At 68.4% G+C, this 20328-nt stretch carries 13 protein-coding genes; 6 read left to right on the top strand and 7 right to left on the bottom strand.

The features are described 5' to 3' along the window. Positions 1-19: 19 nt before the first annotated feature. On the bottom strand, positions 20-1444 hold the full coding sequence (locus tag EYR15_RS02975; protein WP_131001368.1) for a glutamate synthase subunit beta: 1425 nt from the start codon (positions 1442-1444) through the stop codon (positions 20-22). Positions 1445-1618: 174 nt separating this feature from the next. Beyond that, positions 1619-6301, bottom strand: coding sequence for a glutamate synthase large subunit (gene gltB, locus EYR15_RS02970; RefSeq protein WP_131001367.1), 4683 nt, complete (start codon positions 6299-6301; stop codon positions 1619-1621). A 302-nt stretch (positions 6302-6603) separates the two neighbouring features. On the opposite strand from gltB, the gene EYR15_RS02965 reads away from it, so the two are divergent. After that, positions 6604-7710, top strand: a complete 1107-nt coding sequence (locus tag EYR15_RS02965) for a threonine aldolase family protein (protein ID WP_342635533.1) — start codon at positions 6604-6606, stop codon at positions 7708-7710. A gap of 20 nt (positions 7711-7730) precedes the next feature. Here EYR15_RS02965 and EYR15_RS02960 read toward each other — a convergent pair whose 3' ends face one another. After that, positions 7731-8207 (bottom strand): Hsp20 family protein, encoded by a 477-nt coding sequence (locus tag EYR15_RS02960; RefSeq protein WP_131001366.1) that lies wholly within the window; start codon positions 8205-8207, stop codon positions 7731-7733. A 230-nt stretch (positions 8208-8437) separates the two neighbouring features. Here EYR15_RS02960 and EYR15_RS02955 point away from each other — a divergent pair, with 230 nt between their 5' ends. After that, complete coding sequence (locus EYR15_RS02955; RefSeq protein ID WP_131001365.1) at positions 8438-9391, top strand: alpha/beta fold hydrolase; 954 nt, start codon at positions 8438-8440, stop codon at positions 9389-9391. A gap of 3 nt (positions 9392-9394) precedes the next feature. Here the strand turns inward: EYR15_RS02955 and EYR15_RS02950 are convergent, their stop codons facing one another. Further along, complete coding sequence (locus EYR15_RS02950) at positions 9395-10828, bottom strand: homospermidine synthase (protein WP_131001364.1); 1434 nt, start codon at positions 10826-10828, stop codon at positions 9395-9397. 145 nt (positions 10829-10973) lie between these two features. Further along, entirely contained in the window at positions 10974-12266 is a 1293-nt protein-coding gene (gene oxlT, locus EYR15_RS02945) for an oxalate/formate MFS antiporter (RefSeq protein ID WP_280986936.1), read from the bottom strand. 280 nt (positions 12267-12546) lie between these two features. On the opposite strand from oxlT, the gene EYR15_RS02940 reads away from it, so the two are divergent. Further along, on the top strand, positions 12547-13383 hold the full coding sequence (locus EYR15_RS02940) for a MipA/OmpV family protein (RefSeq protein WP_131001363.1): 837 nt from the start codon (positions 12547-12549) through the stop codon (positions 13381-13383). Positions 13384-13544: 161 nt separating this feature from the next. On the opposite strand, the gene EYR15_RS02935 is transcribed toward EYR15_RS02940, so the two are convergent. Together EYR15_RS02935 and EYR15_RS02930 are read right to left on the bottom strand one after the other, a co-directional pair. Beyond that, positions 13545-15185 (bottom strand): OpgD/OpgG family glucan biosynthesis protein, encoded by a 1641-nt coding sequence (locus EYR15_RS02935; RefSeq protein WP_131001362.1) that lies wholly within the window; start codon positions 15183-15185, stop codon positions 13545-13547. An 82-nt stretch (positions 15186-15267) separates the two neighbouring features. Then, positions 15268-17484 (bottom strand): heavy metal translocating P-type ATPase, encoded by a 2217-nt coding sequence (locus EYR15_RS02930; RefSeq protein ID WP_131001361.1) that lies wholly within the window; start codon positions 17482-17484, stop codon positions 15268-15270. A gap of 211 nt (positions 17485-17695) precedes the next feature. Here EYR15_RS02930 and modA point away from each other — a divergent pair, with 211 nt between their 5' ends. From modA to modC, 3 genes are read left to right on the top strand one after another with little or no spacing between them, the layout of a single operon-like run. Further along, entirely contained in the window at positions 17696-18502 is an 807-nt protein-coding gene (modA, locus tag EYR15_RS02925) for a molybdate ABC transporter substrate-binding protein (RefSeq protein ID WP_131001360.1), read from the top strand. Between the two features lie 3 nt (positions 18503-18505). After that, positions 18506-19216, top strand: coding sequence for a molybdate ABC transporter permease subunit (gene modB, locus EYR15_RS02920; RefSeq protein WP_131001359.1), 711 nt, complete (start codon positions 18506-18508; stop codon positions 19214-19216). Between the two features lie 40 nt (positions 19217-19256). Then, complete coding sequence (gene modC, locus EYR15_RS02915; protein ID WP_131001358.1) at positions 19257-20327, top strand: molybdenum ABC transporter ATP-binding protein; 1071 nt, start codon at positions 19257-19259, stop codon at positions 20325-20327. Position 20328: the final 1 nt, after the last annotated feature.

Below are 20328 nucleotides of genomic sequence, written 5' to 3'. Positions count from 1 at the left end.
GCGGCCGCGTCGCCCCGCCTTATCTCGGCAGGGTAGACGCGCCTGTCAGGAAGACGTCGATCGCTTGCGCGGCCTGGCGGCCTTCCCGGATCGCCCAGACGACGAGCGACTGGCCCCGGCGCATGTCGCCGGCGGCGAACACCTTGGGGTTCGAGGTCACGTAATTCTGCTCGTCGGCCAGCACGTTGCCGCGCTTGTCGAGCGCGACCCCGGACTGCTCGACCAGACCCTCCTTCACGGGGCCCTGGAATCCCAGCGCGATGAAGACGAGATCGGCCTTGAGGATGAACTCCGTGCCGGGGATCGGCTGACGCTTGGCGTCGCCGCGGGCGCATTTCACGCCGACGACCTTGCCGTTCTTGCCCTCGATGCCGAGCGTGACGGCCGAGAACTCGCGATCGGCGCCCTCCGCCTGGCTTGATGAGGTGCGGAACTTCGTCGGCCAGTAAGGCCAGGTCATCAGCTTGTCCTCGATCTTCGGCGGGACGGGCCGAATGTCGAGCTGGGTGACGCTGATCGCGCCCTGGCGGAACGAGGTGCCGACGCAGTCGGAGGCCGTGTCGCCGCCGCCGATGACCACGACATGCTTGCCGCCGGCCTCGACCGGCGTCTCGGGGATCGCGTTTTCGAAGCCCACGCGGCGGTTCTGCTGGACGAGGAACGGCATGGCGTTGTGAACGCCCTGAAGCTCCTGGCCCGGCAGCTTCGGATCGCGCGGATCTTCGGAGCCGCCGGCGAACAGCACGGCGTCGTAGCCGTCGACGAGCTCGGCGAACTGGACGTCCTTGCCGACATTCACGCCGTAGCGGAACTGGACGCCTTCGCCCTCCATCTGCACCACGCGGCGGTCGATGTGGCTCTTCTCCATCTTGAAGTCCGGGATGCCGTAGCGGAGCAGGCCGCCGGCTTTCGGCTCGCGCTCATAGACGTGGACGTCGTGGCCTGCACGGGCGAGTTGCTGCGCGGCCGCGAGACCCGCGGGGCCGGAGCCGATGATCGCAACCGACTTGCCGGTCTTCTCGTCCGGCGGCTCAGGAACCACCCAGCCATTCGACCACGCCTTGTCGGCGATCGCCTGCTCGATCGTCTTGATCGCGACCGGCACGTTCTCGAGATTCAGCGTGCACGCTTCTTCGCAAGGCGCGGGGCAGATGCGCCCGGTGAATTCCGGGAAGTTGTTGGTCGAGTGCAGGTTGCGCGAGGCCTCCTGCCAATCGTCGGAATAGACGAGGTCGTTCCAGTCCGGGATCTGGTTGTGGACAGGGCAGCCCTGCGGCCCATGGCAGAACGGGATGCCGCAATCCATGCAGCGCGCGGCCTGCTTGGCCACCTCGCCTTCGGACAGCGGAAGCGTGAACTCCCGAAAGTGACGAATGCGGTCGGAAGCCGGCTGATACCGCGCCTCCTGCCGCTCGATCTCGAGAAACCCTGTGACCTTGCCCATCGATTGGTCTCCTCCTGCGGAGGCCTCACTCACATAAATGGCGCGAACCCTCTCGCCGCCTTGGCCGTCGAGGCTGAGGGGAAGCGGAAAAGCTCGCGTTTTTAGACCCGTTCTGACAGTCCTGAACGGCCTCTTATGCCGTCCGGGACGATGGCGCCAGTCGCCGCGCGCCGATCACTCGGCCGCCTGCAACGTCCGTGCCTTCTCCATCTCGCGGAGCGCGCGGCGGTACTCGAGCGGCATCACCTTGACGAACTTGTTCCGGTAGGACGCCCAGTCGTCGAGGATCTGCTTGGCGCGGGCGGACTCGGTGTGAACGTGATGCGCCGAGATCAACTGCTTCAGCCGGTCCTCATCGTGCCGCGTCATGTCAGGGTCGACATGGATGCGGCCCTTGAACTCGAGGTCGCCGCCGGAATGGTGGAGCTCTTCCAGAAGCTCCTCCTCCTCAGGCACCGGCTCGAGGTCGACCATCGAGAGGTTGCAGCGCGCGGCGAAGTCGCCGGCCTCGTCCAGCACGTAGGCGACGCCGCCCGACATGCCGGCCGCGAAGTTGCGCCCGGTCTTGCCGAGCACCACCACCACGCCGCCGGTCATGTATTCGCAGCCATGGTCGCCGGCGCCCTCGACGACCGCGACGGCGCCGGAATTGCGGACCGCGAAGCGCTCGCCCGCGACGCCGCGGAAGTAGCACTCGCCCTCGATCGCGCCGTAGAGCACGGTGTTGCCGACGATGATCGAATCCTCAGCGACGATGCCGGAATTGGCCGCCGGCCGCACGATGATGCGCCCGCCCGAAAGCCCTTTGCCGACATAGTCGTTGGCTTCGCCCGTCAGGTCGAAGGTGACGCCCGCGGCGAGGAACGCGCCGAAGCTCTGGCCGGCGGTGCCAGTCAGCTTCACGGTGATCGTGTCGTCCGGCAGGCCGCCCGAGCCGTGCTTCATCGCGACCGCGCCGGAGAGCATGGCGCCCGCCGAACGGTTGCGGCTGATGATCTGCCGCTCGATCACGACCGGCTCGCCGGTCTCGATCGCCGGCAGAGCCGCCTGGATGAGGTCGCGGTCCAGCACCTGACCGAGGTGATGGTCCTGAACCTCGGCGTGACGGATCGCGACGCCGGCGCCGGGGACGGGCTTTGCGAACAGCTTGGTGAAGTCGAGCCCCTGCGCCTTCCAGTGCGCGACGGCCTGACGCTTGTCGAGCAGGTCGGACCGCCCGACGATGTCCTCCAGCTTCGTGAAGCCCATCTCCGCCAACAGCAGGCGGACTTCCTCGGCCACGAAGAACAGGTAGTCGATGACGTTCTCGGGCGTGCCCTTGAAGCGCTTGCGCAGAACCGGGTCCTGCGTCGCGATTCCGACGGGGCAGGTGTTCAGGTGGCACTTGCGCATCATCAGGCAGCCGGCGGCGATCAGCGGCGCGGTCGAGAAGCCGAACTCGTCGGCGCCGAGCAGCGCGCCGACCACGACGTCGCGGCCCGTCCTCAGCCCCCCGTCGACCTGCAGGCGCACGCGGCCGCGAAGCCGGTTCATCACGAGCGTCTGCTGCGTCTCGGCGAGACCTGTCTCCCACGGCCCGCCGGCGTGCTTCAGCGAGGTCAGGGGGCTCGCGCCCGTGCCGCCTTCGAAGCCGGAGATCGTGATGTGGTCCGCGCGCGCCTTGGCGACGCCCGCCGCGACCGTGCCGACGCCGACCTCCGAGACCAGCTTCACCGAGATGTCGGCTTCGGGATTGACGTTCTTCAGGTCGTAGATGAGCTGCGCCAGATCCTCGATCGAGTAGATGTCGTGGTGCGGCGGCGGCGAGATCAGGCCGACGCCCGGCGTCGAGCGCCGGACCTTCGCGATCGAAGCGTCGACCTTGTGGCCGGGCAACTGACCGCCTTCGCCGGGCTTCGCGCCCTGCGCCACCTTGATCTGGATCATGTCGGCGTTGACGAGGTATTCGGTGGTGACGCCGAAGCGGCCCGACGCCACCTGCTTGATCGACGAGCGCTTCGAGTCGCCGTTCGCAAGCGGCAGGAAGCGCTCCGGCTCCTCGCCGCCCTCGCCGGTGTTCGACTTGCCGCCGATCCGGTTCATCGCGATCGCGAGCGTCTCGTGCGCCTCGCGTGAGATCGAGCCGAACGACATCGCCCCGGTGACGAACCGCTTCACGATCTCGGACGCTGGCTCCACGTCGTCGAGCGCGACGGCGCCCTTGCCGCCCTCGCTCGCCGTCTTGATGCGGAACAGGCCGCGCAACGTCAGCAGGCGCTCGGCCTGCTCGTTCACGTCGCGGGCGAAGTCCTCATACTTGGCGAAAGAGCGTTCGCGCACCGCGTGCTGCAGGCCTGCGACCGATTCCGGCGTCCAGGCGTGCTCCTCTCCACGGATGCGGTAGGCGTACTCGCCGCCGACGTCGAGCGCGGTGCGGAGCACAGGCACGTCCGCGAAGGCGAGCATGTGGCGGCGGACCGTCTCCTCGGCGATCTCGGCGAGGCCAACGCCGCCGACCGGGGTCGCGGTCCCGGTGAAGAACTTGTCGACGAACTCGGTGGACAGCCCGACCGCGTCGAAGATCTGCGCGCCGCAATAGGACTGGTAGGTCGAGATGCCCATCTTGGACATGACCTTGAGCAGGCCCTTGCCGATCGACTTGATGTAGCGCGTGCGCACCTCGGTCGCGTCGACACGCTCGGGGAAGTCGAGCGCCTGGTGCATCGACTCCAGCGTTTCGAAGGCGAGGTAGGGGTTGATCGCCTCCGCGCCGTAGCCGGCGAGCACCGCGAAATGGTGCACCTCGCGCGGCTCGCCGCTTTCGACGACGAGGCCGACCGACGTCCTCAGGCCCTTGCGGATGAGGTTGTGGTGGACGGCCGCGCAGGCGAGCGCCGCGGGAATCGCAATGCGGCCGCGCGAGACCAGCCGGTCCGACAGCACGACGATGTTGAAGCCGCCATGAACCGCGGCTTCAGCGCGCTCGCACAGCCGGTCGATGGCGTCCGCCATGCCGGCGGCGCCCTTTTCGGCCGGGTAGGTGGTGTCCAGCGTGCGGGTCTGGAAGTGGCTCTCGGCCAAATCGTCGATCGCGCGGATCTTCTCCAGATCCTCGTTGGTGAGGATCGGCTGGCGCACCTCGAGACGCTTCTTCTTCGACGTGCCGTCGAGGTCGAACAGGTTCGGCCGCGGCCCGATGAACGACACGAGGCTCATGACGAGCTCCTCGCGGATCGGGTCAATCGGCGGGTTCGTGACCTGCGCGAAGTTCTGCTTGAAGTAGGTGTAGAGCATCTTCGACCGCGTCGAGAGCGCCGACAGCGGCGTGTCGGTGCCCATCGAGCCGGTCGCTTCCTGCCCCGTCGTCGCCATCGGCGTCAGCAGCAGCTTCACGTCTTCCTGCGTATAGCCGAAGGCCTGCTGGCGATCGATCAGGCTGGGCTGGCTGGCGCGCGTCCGCGGCGCCGGCGCGTCCGGCAGGTCCTCAAGGACGAGCTGGGTCCGCTTCAGCCATTCCTTGTAGGGGTTCGCGGCCGAAAGCTCCGCCTTGATCTCCTCGTCGGAGACGATGCGGCCCTGCTCGAGGTCGATCAGCAGCATGCGGCCGGGCTGCAGCCGCCACTTCCGGATGATCTTCTCCTCCGGAACCGTCAGCACGCCCATCTCGGACGCCATCACGACGAGGTCGTCGTCGGTCTGGAACCAGCGGGCGGGGCGCAGGCCGTTGCGGTCGAGCGTCGCGCCTATCTGCCGGCCGTCGGTGAAGGCGATCGCGGCCGGACCGTCCCACGGCTCCATCATGGCGGCGTGGTACTCGTAGAAGGCGCGGCGCTGCTCATCCATCAGCGGGTTGCCGGCCCAGGCCTCGGGCACGAGCATCATCACCGCATGGGTCAGCGAGTAGCCGCCCTGCACGAGGAATTCGAGCGCATTGTCCAGGCATGCGGTGTCGGACTGGCCCTCGTAGGAGATCGGCCAGAGCTTCGAGATGTCGTTGCCGTAGAGCTCGCTGTCGACCGACGCCTGCCGCGCCGCCATCCAGTTGACGTTGCCGCGTAGCGTGTTGATCTCGCCGTTATGGGCGACCATCCGGTAGGGGTGGCTGAGCGACCACGTCGGGAACGTGTTGGTCGAGAAGCGCTGGTGCACGAGCGCGAGCGCGCTCTCGAACCGCTCGTCCTTCAGGTCGGGGTAGTAGGCCGCGAGCTGGTCGGCGAGGAACATGCCCTTGTAGACGATGGTCCGGCAGGACAGCGACACCGGGTAATAGGTCGAGCCGCGCGGATCGGCGCCGTAGATCTCGTTCGAGACGACCTTGCGCAGGATGAACAGCCGACGCTCGAAATCGTCCTCGCTTTCGATCGAAGCCGAACGCCCGACGAACACCTGCCACTGCGCGGGCTCGGTTGGCTTCACGCTCTCGCCGAGCGAGGAATTGTCGGTCGGCACCTCGCGCCAGCCGAGCAAGGTCTGGCCCTCGCTCGCGATGGCCCGCTCGAACGCTTCCTTCACGCGCGAGACCATGCCCTCGTCGCGTGGAATGAAGACATGGCCGACGGCGTAGAGGCCGGGCTCCGGCAGCGAGAAGCCGAGCCGCTCGGCTTCCGCCGCGAAGAACCTGTGTGGGATCTGGACGAGCATGCCGGCGCCGTCGCCGGCGCGCGGATCGGCGCCCACCGCGCCGCGATGCTCGAGATTCTCGAGGATCTTGACGCCGTGCTCGACGATCGCGTGGCTCTTGCGGCCCTTCATGTCCACGACGAAGCCCACGCCGCACGAATCTTTCTCGTGCCGCGGGTCGTAGAGGCCCTGCGCCTCCGGCATGCCGGGATCGGTCACGCGGATGCGGGCGGGCAGCTCGTTCTCAATCTTCGTCATGGGTCCGCTCCATGATGAGGCCGGCGCGCGGCATCCAAGAGGTCTCGCGGCGCGCTTCGGAGCGGCGCGGACCCTTGTCCCGTACCGCTCTGCCGCCGATCGAAATTTTCAGAACCGCGTCACGTCAACAAATGGACAGTCTTGCTGTCCTATCTGCGGATGGCAGTATCAGAAAAGGGTCGGCCGGTAAAGCGCGCGCGTCAACCTTTGAGGCGCTTTTGGGGCCTTGGCCATTTGGCCCGTCCGAAGCTGGTGTGTATCACGGCGGCGTCGCCAAGCGCGCCTGAAAGGAGCGTTCTCCCATGTCCTTGAATCTCGCGAGCGACAATATCGCGCCCGCCCATCCTGCGGTGATCGAAGCGCTTGCGCGGGTGAATGAGGGCGCCGCCACGCCTTACGGCAAGGACGAGACGACCGCGCGCGTCGAGGCGCTGCTGGCCGAAATCTTCGAACACGAGGTCGGCGTCTTCCTGGTCACGACGGGCACGGCGGCGAACGCGCTGGCGCTCGCTCAGATGACGCCCCCATGGGGCGCCGCGCTCGCCCACCATGAGGCGCACGTCATGCACGATGAGTGCGGGGCCCCGGAATTCTTCACCAACGGCGCGAAGATGGTCGGCGTCGCAGGCGCCGACGGGCGCATCGACGCCGGGGCACTCGCCGACATCCTCGCTAAGAACTTTTGGACGCCGCCCACTCATGTCCGACCGGCCTCGCTGACGCTCAGCCAGGCGACCGAAGCGGGCACGGTCTACCGGGCGGACCAAATCACGGAGCTCTTCGGGATCGCCCGTGAACATGGCATGCGTGTCCATATGGACGGCGCGCGCTTCGCCAATGCCGTCGTCTCGACACGCGAGACGCCCGCCGCGCTGACGTGGAAGGCGGGCGTCGACGCGCTGTCGCTCGGCTTCACCAAGAATGGCGCGATGGCGGCCGAGGCGATCGTCCTGTTCGCGCCGGAGCTGATCGAGGGACTGGCGGAGCGCCGCAAGCGGGGCGGGCACCTCTGGTCGAAGAGCCGCTTCATCGCGGCCCAGGCGCTTGGCCTGCTGGAAAACGGACTTTGGCTGGAGCTCGCCGCCCGCGCCAACGCGCAGGCCGCGCGGCTGACGCTGGGCGTCGCCGCGCGGGGCCTTGATCTGGCTTTTCCGGTGGAGGCCAACGAGGTCTTCGTCTGGCTACCTGCGGAGATCCATCAAGGCCTGCAGGACCGCGGCGCGCACTACTACGTGTGGGAAAGCGACTGCGTGACGCCCGCGCGCGGGGGCCGGCCCCGAGAGGTCATGGCCCGCCTTATCTGCTCCTGGGCGACGCCGAACGAGGACGTCGACGCCTTCCTCTCCGCCATCGACGGCGCCGCCCCTGCAAAAAGGGCGTCCCGGTCGCCCGGAACGCCCCTGTTCTGACGCTCTAAAAGCGAGGCGCTTTACGCGGCTTCAGCCTGCGGCTCGACGACCTTGGCGTCGATCTGCTTCGGCGCAGCCGAGCCGATCGGGATCACGCGCGGCTTCTTCGCCTCCGGGACCTCGCGGACGAGATCGACGTGGAGCAGGCCATTCTCGAGGCTGGCGCCGGTCACCTGCACGTGGTCGGCGAGCTGGAAGCGGCGCTCGAAGGCGCGGGCGGCGATGCCCTGATGGAGCACCTCGCTCTTCTTCTCCTCGGCGGCCTTCTCGCCGCGTACGGTGAGCGCGCTTTCCTTCACCTCGATCGAAAGGTCGTTCTCGCTGAAGCCCGCGACCGCGACGGTGATGCGGTAGGCGTTCTCGGCGGTGCGCTCGATGTTGTAGGGCGGATAACCCGGCGCGGCGTTGTCGCCGCCGGCGACGGTGTCGAGAAGCGAGAACAGCCGGTCAAAGCCGACAGTGGAGCGGTAGAGGGGGGTAAGATCGAACTGACGCATGTCAAAATCCTCCAAGGAGCGATCTCAAACGGCCCGCCATCACGGCCGGGCCGGTCCGTTTCGCCGCAGCCTGGCGGCCTGCGACAGACGATATTTGGTGCCCCGAAAAACGCCGTTCAAGAGGTTTCAAGCCGATCGTGACGCCTTTCGAGGGAGCCTTTTTAAGGGTTCTGGCGCAGGCTCCCGTGATGCTTGATCGAGCCCGGAAATCTCCATCTCCGCGCCCCGCCATGGAAGGCGCTCTCGTCCAGATCCCAGGCGCTCAGGCTCCGGAAGGCGCACAGGTCCGCATCCTGGTCGCCGCCGACGGAGTGAAGCTGCGCGCAGCCTTCTGGCGGCCGAAAGGCGTTGCGCGGGGAACGGTGTGCCTGTTCCACGGCCGCATCGAGTTCATCGAGAAATATGGCGAGGTCGTCGCAGACCTACTCGCCCGCGGCTTCGCCGTGGCGACGCTCGACTACCGAGGGCAGGGCGGGTCCGAGCGGCTGCTCGTGAACCCGTTCAAGGGACATGTCGGCGACTTCGCGGAGTACCGCGCCGACGCGGAGGCCCTGATGCGCCAGGTCGCGCTGATCGACTGCCCTGCGCCTTATTTCGCGCTCGCTCATTCCATGTCCGCGCCTGTCGTCGCCGACCTGATTTCCCGCCAGCCGCAGTGGTTCGAGCGCGCGGTTCTGGTCGCTCCGATGATCGGCTTGCCGCTGAGGCCGACGCGGTTCTTCGCGCAGGGGCTTGCGAGCGGGCTCAGTCGGCTCGGCCTCTCCGAAGCCTACATCCCGTCCGGCAGCAACCGTTTGCCGCCGCTGAAAGCCTTCGCCGGCAATCCGGTGACCTCGGATCCGAAACGCTACGCGGTGTCGGCCAGGGCGCTGACCATCGCGCCGGATCTCGGGGTCGCGGCGCCGACCATCGGATGGGTCGCCGCCGCGTTCCGGGCGATGATCGCGACCAGCGCGCGGGGTTTTCCGGAAAGCCTGCGGACGCCGACGCTCGTCATCACCGCGGGTCGCGACCGGATCGTCGACCCGGTCGCCGGTGAGCGCTTCGCGCGCCGGCTGACGAGCGGCGGCCACGTGCTGCTCCGCGGCGCGCTCCACGAGATCATGCTGGAGCGCGACGACATCCGCGAGCAGTTCTGGGCGGCGTTCGACGCCTTCGTGCCCGGACGGCGCCAGCCGGCCTGAGCTTCACCCGACGAAGAAGTTCCTGAACTGCCAGGGGTCGCTCTCGTCGATCTCCTCGGGGAACAGGCCCGGCCGGTTCTGAAGCGGCGTCCAGTCCGTGTAGTAGCCCTTCACGGGGCCGAGATACGGAAGCTGGATCTCGAGGCAGCGCTTGAAGTCCATCTCGTCGGTCTCGACGATGCCCTCGTTCGGGTTCTCCAGCGCCCAGACCATGCCGGCGAGGATCGCGGAGGTGACCTGGAGCCCGGTCGCGTTCTGGTAGGGCGCGAGCGCGCGCGTCTCCTCCAGCGAGAGCTGCGAGCCGTACCAGTAGGCGCCCTTGCCATGGCCGTAGAGCAGCACGCCGAGTTCGTCGATGCCGTCGACCAGTTCGTCCTCGTCGAGCACGTGCAGCGTCTCCTGCACCTTGCCTTCGGCGCCGAACAGCTCGTGCCACGAGAGCACGGCGTCGTTCGCGGGGTGGTAGGCGTAGTGGCAGGTCGGGCGGTAGACCGCCTCGTTGTCCTCCCAGACCGTGAAGTAGTCGGGGATCGAGATCGACTCGTTGTGGGTAACGAGGAAGCCGTATTGGGGACCGAGCGTCGGGCACCAGGTGCGCACCTTCGTGGCGGCCCCGGGCTGCATCAGGTAGATCGCCGGCGCCTTCGGGTCGTCATGGCGTTTGGCGTTCGCCGGCATCCATTTCTCGTGGGTGCCCCAGCCGAGCTCCGCCGGCTGAAGACCCTCCGAGATGAAGCCCTCGACCGACCAGGTGTTGAGGAATACGCCCGGCGTCTTGGGGTCCTTGCCGCGCTGGGTGTCGCGCTCGGCGATGTGGACTCCCTTGACGCCTATCTGACGCATCAGAGCCGCCCATTCCTCGCGGTTGGTCGGCTCCGGCGTGTTGAGATTCATGTCCTGCGCGATGTTGAGCGCGGCCTGTTTGGTGAAGAAGGAGACCATGCCGGGGTTCGCGCCGCAGGTGGAGACCGCGGTCGGCAGGCCGGGCTTGGAGCGGCGGCGCAGATCGAGCGTCATCTCGCGCAGCGCGAAGTTCGAGCGCTCGGAGGGGCCCTTCGACTTGTCGAAGTAGAAGCCGAGCCACGGCTCGTTGACGGTGTCGATGTAGAGGCAGCCGAGCTCCTGGCAGAGCTCGATGAGATCGGCGGAGCCTGTGTCGACCGAGAGGTTCACGCAGAAGCCGCGGCCGCCGCCTTTGGTCAGCAGCGGCGTCAGAAGCTCGCGATAGTTCTCGCGCGTCACGTGCTTCTGGATGAATGGCACGCCGTGGGCGTCGAGGATGTGCTTGTTGAGGTCGCTCGGGTCGATCGCGACGATGCGGTTCCGGTCGTACTTGAAATGCCGCTCGATCAGCGGGAGCGTCCCGCGTCCGATCGAGCCGAAGCCGATCATCACGATCGGGCCGTCGATTTCTCCGTAGACCGGGTAGTCCGTCATTTTCGGGGGCGCTCCTTCGCTCGACGCGGGATCGTCCGCGCGGGCCGATAAAGGTGGAAGGGCGCGGGCGAATCAATAGGCGGCGCCGTCGCATGACCGCGCCGCCTCATCCTCTATCGATCGGTCGCGACGATGGGATGGCGCTTCAGGCCGGCCGCGTTACGAGCGCCGGTTCGGCCTCGACCGCCGACCCGATCAGCCTTCGCCGCATCGGCGCGAGCGCGAACAGAGCGAGCAGGCCGGTCAGCACGTCCATCACGATGATGATGCCGAAGACCGGCATCCAGCTCCCCGTCTGGCTGAAGATCAGCGCCGCGATCGGGCCGCCAAGCACAGAGCCCACGCCCTGCGCCATGTAGAGGAAGCCGTAGTTCTTGGAGGCGTGCGTCTCGCCGAACGTGTCCGTCAGCGTCGAGGGGAACAGCGAGAAGATCTCGCCCCAGCCGAAGAACACGACGCCCGACATGAGCACGTAGAGCAGCGGATCCTCGCGCACCGCGACGAGGGCGGCGATCGCCAGCCCCTCGCCGATGAAGGCGATCGCCATCGTCTTTTCACGGCCGATGCGGTCCGAGATGTGCCCGAAGATCGGGCGCGTCAGGCCGTTGGTGATGCGGTCGATGGTGAGCGCGAGCGGCAGCGCCGCGAAGCCCAGCACGAGCACCTTCTCGTCGATGCCGAAGGAGCGCGAGAAGGTCGCGAACTGCGAGATCACCATGAGGCCGCCGGTCGACATCATCGTCATCATCGCGAACATCAGCCAGAACACTGGCTGCTTCAGCATCTCGCGGCTGGTGAAGTCGCGCCGCGTGCGCAGGCCCGCGACTGCGGGCTCAGGCCGCGCAGCGGCGCCGTGCGTGGGCGCAGCCTTGAGGAACAGCGCGGCGCCGACGCCGACGATGCCCTGCAGCAGGCCGAAGACGATCAGAGTGTGCTGCAGGCCCGAGGTGGTCAGCGACGCCGAGACCGGGAAGTTCATGAAGATCGCGCCGAAGCCGTAGCCGGCGGCCGCCATGCCGGTGGCGAAGCCGCGCTTGTCGGGGAACCACTTCACCATCTGCCCGATGATGCCGATGTAGACGATGCCGGTGCCGACGCCGGCGAGGACGCCATAGGTGAAATAGACGGCGGCGAGACTGGTCGCGTACGCGGTCAAGATCCAGCTTGCGGCCGACAGGGCGCAGCCGACGGCGACGAGCAGGCGCGGCCCGAACCGCTCGACGAGCGCCCCTTGAGCCGGAGACAGCCAGGTCTGCAGCACGATCAGGATCGAGAACGTCACCTGCAGGTCAGGAAGCGTCGTCCCAAGGTCGGCGATCAGCGGCTTGGTGAAGAGCGTCCAGACATATTGCGGGCTGGAGATCGCCATCATGGCGACCACGCCGAGCGCAAGCTGAACCCAGCGCGTGCGGTTCGATACGGCTTCAGTCGTCGGCAAGGCGGCTCTCCCTCGGGAATAGTCCAAGCGCCTTGCAAGGCGAAGGCCAAGCCTTGCACCGCTTAGCCGATTAAGCGTTCCGCCGGTCCGGTGTAATGATGGAAGCCTAATCGCGCGCCAGAAGCGCAATCAGGCGGCGCCGTGATACCGTTGCCTCCAGGCAACGCCGCCCAAATCTCGGCTGCGAGGAGGCTTTTTCCAGAATTTCGATCGCCAAGTCAGGGTAGATTGACGCTTCGAAGATCGGGTCGGGCCCGGTTTCGATACTAGGATAGTACCCATGCGCCGCAGCCTGCCGTTCATTCTCTCCGCCGCGTTTGCAGCCTTCGCCGGCCAAGCCCAGGCGGCCGATCTCGCGGTCGACGCGCCCGCCGAGGCGGTGGCCGTTCCGGTCGATATCTGGGTTGCGACGATCAAGGGCACCGGCTTCTACCAGCCGCGCTTCGAAGGCTCGAAGGAATACCACTTCACCGGCGCGCCGGGCCTCAGCATCCGCCGCGGCAATGAGCCCTACAAGATCGGCTCGCCGGATGACGGCATCGACCTTGCGCTGATTAACACACCGAGCATCCAGTTCGGCCCGACGGCGCGCATCCATGGCGAGCGGGACTCGAGCGACGTGCGCCGCTTCCGCGGCATGGATAACATCGACTACGGCATCGAGCCGGGCGCGTTCCTCGAATACTACCCGACCGAGTTCATCCGCCTGCGCGGCGAAGCGCGCTATGGCCTGTGGGGCAGCAACGGCTTCTCCGGCACGGTCGCGGCCGACGGCATCTTCATCTACGACAAGCTGACGGTCCTGGTCGGTCCGCGCCTCGAGCTCGGCGACCGCAAATACATGAACACCTATTTCGGCGTCAGCGCCGGCGAGGCCGCTGATGTCGGCGGCATCTCGCGCTACAAGGCGGGCGGCGGGATCAAGTCGGTGGGCGCCGCGGCGTCCGCGACCTACCAGCTGACCAACGAGTGGTCGGTCACCGCCTTCGGCCGCTACGACCGCTATGTCGACGAGGCCGGCAAGAGCCCTGTCACGCGGACGCTGGGCACGAAGAACGCGTTCACGGCAGGTCTCGGCGTCGGCTACTCCTTCGCCTGGAACGGCTTCCACTTCTGATCTGGCTACGCCGCGCGTCAGCCGCGGCTCGTCGCTGACGATCAGGCGTCACCCCGGACGGCGCGAAGCGCCGATCCGGGGATCGTCCTCAAAAATGAGCTCGATCCGGCTCACGATCCCGCCTCTCCGCTTCGCTTCGGCCGGGATGACGTCTTGTCCGCTTATCGCGGGGGCGCCACCGGCGCGGGGGCCGGGTCCGGGTGGAACTGATAGAGCCAAGTCTCCGTCAGCACCGTGTCGCCAACCTTGAGATAGCAGCGCATCTCGACCGGCTCCGGCCCGTCGACCTTGAGGTCGAACTGTGCGCGCCAGTGACCCTTCACGTCGCTCGGCACGGCTTCCGCGAAGACATATGAGAACGTGCCGCGCGAGGCCGAGAGCACCGGCTCGACGGTCTGGCCGTAGGGAATGTTTTCGAGCGGGCCGCCCAGAAACTCCACCATGAACTTCTTCAGCCCCGGCGGCCGCGGCAGGCCTGGCTGGCCGCCGCGGCCGATCCGCGTCGCGACGCAGCGGCCGAGCGGAGTCGGGTAGGGCTCGACGTCCGCCCAATGCAGCTTGTAGGCGAGCGCGGTGGTGTGGCCCGCCTTGAACGGCTCGGCGGGAATCCAGTAGGCGACGATGTTGTCGTGGATCTCGTCGTCGGTCGGCAGCTCGATCAACTGCACCGCGCCCTTGCCCCATTGGCCGACGGGCTCGACCCAGGTCGACGGACGATCCTGATACTTCACGCCGTCCTGATAATGGTCGAACAGCCGGTCGCGCTGGAGCAGGCCAAAGCCCTTCGGCGCCTCGTCGGAGAAGGTCGAGGTCATGATGCGCGGGGGGTTGTTGAGCGGGCGCCAGATGCGCTCGCCCGCGCCGGTCCACATCGCGAGGCCGTCGGAATCGTGCACCTCCGGCCGCCAGTCGATCTCGCCGGGCTTTGCTGTCTCGGAGAACCAGTACATCGAGGTGAGCGCCGCCAAGCCCACACGGTCGAGGTCGCGTCGCATGGTGACGGTCGCCTCGATCTCCATCAGCGTGCCGGCGTTGCGGCTGATCAGGAAGCGGTAGGCGCCGCAGATCGAGGGGCTGTCGAGCAGCGCGTAGACCGTTACGGGCTCGCCGTCCGCCTTCGCTGGCTCGAACCAGAAGGCGATGAAATCCGGAAACTCCTCCGCCGCGCCGGGCTGCGGGAACAGCGCCATTCCGCGGGCGGACATGCCGACCTGGCCGAGCCCGCCGATCGCGCGAAAGTAGGAGGCGCCGAGGAAAGTCGCGAACGGCTCGCGGATCTTCCAGTCGCCCTTGTCGGTGACCTGATCCTTCGCCTCGCGGATCCAGAAGCCGGCGAAGGCCGAGGGCTGCGGCGGCAGCTTCCGCGCAATGCTGTCCGCCGGCATGTTGAAGAGGCTGGGATCGTAGAGGATTTCGCGGGCCTGGCCGTCGGCGACGGCATGCATGCGCACCGTCTTCTGGAAGAACTGGCCGACATGCATGAAGGTGATGGGATAGGCCCCGGCGCTCTCGCCGTAGAGCGCATGCTCCGGCTTGAACTTGAGCTTGCCGTGGGCGTCGTAGTCGATCTTCTGGACGATCGCGGGATCGGGCCGCGCCGGCTCCTTGTAGGGCTTCGACGCGAGGTCCTTCGCGAGGCCCTTCAAGAGGTCGTAGGTGAAAGGCGCCGGCGGGCCGAACTGCAGCCTATCGCCGCCTTGCGCCCGCGCCTGTCCCCCGAGGGCGATCGCCGCCTGCGCCGCGAGTCCGAGCTGCAGCAGCGTCCGGCGGTCAAGTAGGGCAGGGGAGGGGGCGTCGGTCATGGGCGGCGAGGCCTCGCTGAAGATCGGTCAGGCGCGCTTATAGCGAAAATCATGACCGAGAAACGGCGAAGCCCTGCACCGCTCACTCCGGCTTCCACCGCGAAAGCCTGAGAGCGTTGAGCACCACGCTAGCCGAGGACAGCGCCATCGCCGCGCCCGCGATCGCGGGAGACAAAAAGCCGAAGGCGGCCGCCGGCAGGCCGATGACATTGTAGGCGAACGCCCAGCCCAGGTTCTGCCGGATGGTCCTGACGGTGCGTCTCGACAGTTCGATCGCGGCGCCTGCGAGCGCGGGGTCCGGGCGCAGCAGCGCGACGCCTGCGCTTTCGAGCGCGACATCGGCTCCTCCGCCCATGGCGATGCCGAGATCGGCCGCGGCCAGCGCCGGCGCGTCGTTGACGCCGTCGCCGACCATGGCGACGCGCGAGCCCTCGGCCTTCAGTCGCTCGATCGCGACGAGCTTGTCGGCCGGCCGCTGGCCCGCCTCGACGCGCGAAATGCCGACGGCGCGCGCGATGGGCGCCGCGGCTTCGGCCGAATCGCCGGTCAGCATCACGACTTCGATCCCGAGGGCGCGCAACCGTCCGACGGCCTGCGCGGCGGAAGGGCGCGGCGCGTCGGCGAAGGCCAGCACGCCTTTCGCGCGCCGCCCTTCGGAGACCGCGACCGCGGTGCGCGCCTGCGCAGCCTGCCGCGCCAGCATCGGTTCGATCGGGGCTGTGTGCACGCCGAGCGAGGCCAGCAGCCGCAAGCCGCCGACCGCGACCTTGGCGCCCTCCACCTCGCCCGAGACGCCGTCGCCGGAGTGCGCGCGGATGTTGAACGCCTCGTGGATGCGCAGGCCCTGGCCTTCGGCCGCCTCGACGACGGCCTTCCCCAGCGGATGCTCCGAGCCGCGCTCGATGGCTGCGGCGAGCGCGAGCAGCCTCGAGCCGTCGCCGTCGATCGCTTCGGTCGCGACCAGCGCCGGGCGGCCGGCGGTCAGCGTGCCGGTCTTGTCGAAGATCACGGCGTCGATCTTCGCCGCGCGCTCCAGCGCGTCGATGTCGCGCACCAGAATGCCGGCCTTCGCGCCTGCGCCTGCGCCGGCGACGAGGGCGGCCGGCGTCGCGAGGCCGAGCGCGCATGGGCAGGCGATCACGAGCACGGCGATCGCATGGCCGAGGCTCACGCCGAAGCCCGCGCCCGCGATCAACCAGCCTACGAACGTGATGACCGAAAGCCCGACGACGATCGGCACGAACACGGCCGTCACCCGGTCGACCAGTCGCTGCACCGGGGCCTTGGCGAGCTGGGCGCGCGCAACCAGCCGGCCGATGCGCGCCGGCGTCGCGTCCTCGCCGACGGCGGTCGCGGACACCACAAGGAAGCCTGAGCCATTCAGCGAGCCCGCCACCACCGCGTCGCCCGCCTTCTTCGCGACAGGGCGGCTCTCGCCGGTGACGAGCTGTTCGTCGACCGCCGATTCTCCCTCGACGATTTGGCCGTCGACAGGAAGCCGCTCGCCGGGCCTGACGAGCACGAGGTCGCCCGGTTCGAGCGCCTCGACCGCGACCTCCTCGTCGTGGCCGTCGACGCGGCGACGCGCGGTCGCGGGCGTCAGCGCGGAAAGCGCGGTGATCGCCGCGGAGGCGCCGGCGGTTGCGCGCGCCTGAAGGAGATTGCCGAGCAGCACAAAGCCCAGCACCGCGACGGAGGCCTCGAAATAGAGGCCGCCATGGCCACCGAAGACGACTTGCGCCGCGCTCCACAGGAAGGCCGCGCTCGTTCCGAGCGCCACCAGCACGTCCATATTGGCCGAGCCGCCGCGCAGCGCCGCATAGGCGCCGCGGTAGAACCGCCAGCCGACCAAAACCTGAACGGGCGTCGCGAGCAGCAACTGAGCCCAGCCCGGCAGGACTTCATGGGCCGCGAGCGCCATCCCCAGCATCTCGACGAGGAAGGGCGCGCCCAGAACCGCGGTCATGATCAGCAGGAGGATGGTGCGGCGCTCGTCCGCGCGCTTCGCTTCGGCGCGGCCGGCTTCGGCCTGTCGCCGTTCGGCGGCGCCCGCCGGGCGGACATGGGCGACATAACCCGCGCGCTCCACCGCAGCGACCGCAGCCGCCGGATCGGGGGCGCCCACGAAGCGGACATCGGCGCGCTCGAGCGGAAGGTTGACCACTGCGGACGCGACCCCCGGAGTCGCGCCCAGCACCTTTTCGACCCGCGCCGAGCACGCCGCGCAGTGCATGCCCTCGATGTCGAGCGTCAGAGCGGCGGCGGGATCAAAGGCTTGGGAGGGCTGGGGACGGTTCATTGGATTGTGTTCCTGTCGACACCTAGATGCGTCGAGAGCGCCCTGGGAACAAGCGCTGCCGCTTGCAGCCCGCGCGCTACTCCGGCATCGTCTGCGCCTCCGCCGCTGAGGGCGGGTCACGAACCGTCTCGCGCCGGCCCCGATGGAGGTCTTCGCCGAGCGCTCCCGACCACGAGACGCCGCGACGGCCCGTCGCGCGGAGACCCTATTCATGTTCCCTGATCGCCGTTCTTTCGGCCGCCTCGCCGTCGCCGCCGCGCTTCTGTTGGCGCCGGCGCCTCTCTTCGCCCAGGACGCCGCGAAGCAGCCCATCGTGGTCTTCGCCGCAGCTTCGCTCAAGAACGCGCTCGACGCGGTCGCGAAGGACTGGACTGCGGAGACCGGGATCGAGGTGAAGCCGAGCTACGCCGCCTCCTCCGCGCTCGCCAAGCAGATCGAGCAGGACGCGCCCGCCGACATCTTCGTCTCCGCCGACGTGCCGTGGATGGACTACGTCGCCGACAAGAAGCTGATCGCGCCGGAAAGCCGCCACGATCTGCTCGGCAACAGCCTTGTCCTCGTGGCCGGCTCCAACTGGACCAAGGGCGATGTCGACCTGAAGCCCGGCGTCGATCTCGCCGGCCTGCTCGGCGACGGCCGCATCGCAATGGGCGAGCCGGGGTCGGTGCCCGCCGGCAAATACGGCAAGGCCTCGCTTGAAAAGCTCGGCGTCTGGGCCGCCGTCCAGCCCAAGGTCGCCGGCGCCGAGAGCGTGCGCGCGGCGCTTGCGCTGGTCTCGCGCGGCGAGGCGCCGCTCGGCATCGTCTACAAGACGGATGCCGCCGCCGATCCGAGCGTGAAGATCGTCGGGACCTTCCCGGCCGACAGTCACCCGCCGATCATCTATCCCGCAGCTAAGCTCACGGCCTCGAAAAGCCCGAACGCCGACGCCTTCCTGAAGCGGTTGGCTTCGCCCAAGGCGAAGAAGACCTTCGAAGCGGCCGGCTTCACGGTGATCGCGCCCGGCTCCGGGAGCTGATCTTTGGAGGCGGCGGCGGCGGCGCTCGGGCTCGGCCCGGAGGAGCTTTCCGCCATAAGGCTCAGCCTGCTGGTCGCGAGCGTCGGTACGCTCGCGACCTTGCCCTTTGCGATCGCCATAGCGCTTGCGCTCGCCCGCGGGAGGTTTCCGGGAAAGACCCTGCTCGACGGGCTGGTCCACCTGCCTTTGGTGATGCCGCCGGTCGTCACCGGCTACTTGCTGCTGCTCGCCTTCGGCCGTCGTGGTCCGTTGGGCCACGCGCTCGAGGCCTGCTGCGGGCTGGTGTTCTCGTTCCGCTGGACCGGTGCTGCGCTCGCGGCGGGGATCATGGGCTTTCCGCTGATGGTGCGGGCGATCCGCCTGTCGCTGGAGGCGGTGGACCGCAGGCTGGAGGACGCCGCCGCCACGCTCGGCGCCGGGCGGCTCGGCGTTCTGTTCGCGGTGACGCTTCCGCTCGCGCTGCCGGGTCTGCTCGCAGGCCTGGTGCTCGCCTTCGCCAAGGCGCTCGGCGAATTCGGCGCGACCATCACCTTCGTCTCCAATATTCCCGGCGAGACCCGCACGCTGCCGGCCGCGATCTACACGCTCACCCAGACGCCCGGCGGCGACGCTGCCGCGCTGAAGCTGGTCGGCGTCGCGATTGCGCTGTCGCTCGCGGCCCTGATCGCCTCGGAAATGCTGGCGCGCCGGATCGCCACGCGGATCGCAGGGTGATCCGCATGCCGCGTGTTCCGAGCCTCCGGATGGACGCCTGATGCTGGACGTCGCGATCACGCGCCGCTTCGGCGACTTCCAACTCGACGCGGCCTTCGAGGTCCCTGTCGGCGTGACCGCTGTGCTCGGCCGGTCGGGCGCCGGTAAGTCGACATTGGTCGCCTCGGTGGCTGGCCTCACGCGACCGGATCAGGGGCGCGTAGCGTTGGGCGGAGAGACGCTGTTCGACGCCGCCCGGAGGATCGACCTTCCGCCGCGCAAGCGCCGGATCGGCGTGGTGTTCCAGGATAGCCGGCTGTTCCCGCATTTCTCCGTGCGCACGAACCTGCTCTTCGGCCGCAGGCGGCGGAAGGAGGCTGTCGCGCCCGCCTTCGAGGAGGTGGTGGATACGCTGGGGATCGGCGCGCTGCTCGATCGGCGGCCGCGTTCGCTCTCGGGCGGCGAACGCCAGCGGGTCGCGATCGGCCGCGCTCTGCTGTCCGGCCCGCGCGCTCTGCTGTTCGACGAGCCGCTCGCGGCGCTCGACGCCGAGCGTAAGGCCGAGATCCTGCCCTTCCTCGAAACGCTGGTGCGAGAGATCGCGCTGCCTGTCCTCTACGTCACCCATGCGCTCGAGGAGGCCCGGCGCTTGGCCGAGCGCCTCGTCGTGCTCGACGGCGGTCGGGTGATCGCGGCCGGGCCGGTGGAGGAGGCGGTCGCCGCCGCGGGGCTCGCCAGCGCCGGGGACCGCCTGCTCGACGCCGCCACGATCGAGGCGGTGGTGGTCGAGCGCGACGAGGCCTACGGACTCACCGGCCTTGCGATCGGCCAGCACGTCGTCTGGGTTCCGGGCCTGATCGGCGAGCGCGGAGACGCCGCGCGCCTGCGCTTCCTCGCGCGCGACGTCGCGCTTGCGCTCGACCCGCCGCAACGCAGCTCCGTCCGCAACGTGCTGCCCGGCGTCATCCGCGGCGTGAAGCGCGGAACCGGGCCCTATGCCTCGATCACCGTCGACATCGGCGGCGCGGTGCTCCGCGCCGAAGTCACCCGCCGCGCGCTCGACGAACTCGGCCTCGCGCCGGGCAAGATGGTCTACGCGCTGGTGAAGAGCGTCGCGGTCAGCCGGGCGTGAT

The sequence above is a fragment of the Hansschlegelia quercus genome (assembly GCF_004310425.1).
Classification (GTDB): domain Bacteria; phylum Pseudomonadota; class Alphaproteobacteria; order Rhizobiales; family Methylopilaceae; genus Methylopila; species Methylopila quercus.
This window is presented reverse-complemented; position numbering and strand designations above follow the sequence as displayed.

What these genes read in the sequence shown, in the direction of transcription:
- EYR15_RS02975 (WP_131001368.1), bottom strand. Translation starts at nt 1,444, where the DNA reads ATGGGCAAGGTCACAGGGTTTCTCGAGATCGAGCGGCAGGAGGCGCGG.
- gltB (WP_131001367.1), bottom strand. Translation starts at nt 6,301, where the DNA reads ATGACGAAGATTGAGAACGAGCTGCCCGCCCGCATCCGCGTGACCGAT.
- EYR15_RS02965 (WP_342635533.1), top strand. Translation starts at nt 6,604, where the DNA reads ATGTCCTTGAATCTCGCGAGCGACAATATCGCGCCCGCCCATCCTGCG.
- EYR15_RS02960 (WP_131001366.1), bottom strand. Translation starts at nt 8,207, where the DNA reads ATGCGTCAGTTCGATCTTACCCCCCTCTACCGCTCCACTGTCGGCTTT.
- EYR15_RS02955 (WP_131001365.1), top strand. Translation starts at nt 8,438, where the DNA reads ATGGAAGGCGCTCTCGTCCAGATCCCAGGCGCTCAGGCTCCGGAAGGC.
- EYR15_RS02950 (WP_131001364.1), bottom strand. Translation starts at nt 10,828, where the DNA reads ATGACGGACTACCCGGTCTACGGAGAAATCGACGGCCCGATCGTGATG.
- EYR15_RS02940 (WP_131001363.1), top strand. Translation starts at nt 12,547, where the DNA reads ATGCGCCGCAGCCTGCCGTTCATTCTCTCCGCCGCGTTTGCAGCCTTC.
- EYR15_RS02935 (WP_131001362.1), bottom strand. Translation starts at nt 15,185, where the DNA reads ATGACCGACGCCCCCTCCCCTGCCCTACTTGACCGCCGGACGCTGCTG.
- EYR15_RS02930 (WP_131001361.1), bottom strand. Translation starts at nt 17,484, where the DNA reads ATGAACCGTCCCCAGCCCTCCCAAGCCTTTGATCCCGCCGCCGCTCTG.
- modA (WP_131001360.1), top strand. Translation starts at nt 17,696, where the DNA reads ATGTTCCCTGATCGCCGTTCTTTCGGCCGCCTCGCCGTCGCCGCCGCG.
- modC (WP_131001358.1), top strand. Translation starts at nt 19,257, where the DNA reads ATGCTGGACGTCGCGATCACGCGCCGCTTCGGCGACTTCCAACTCGAC.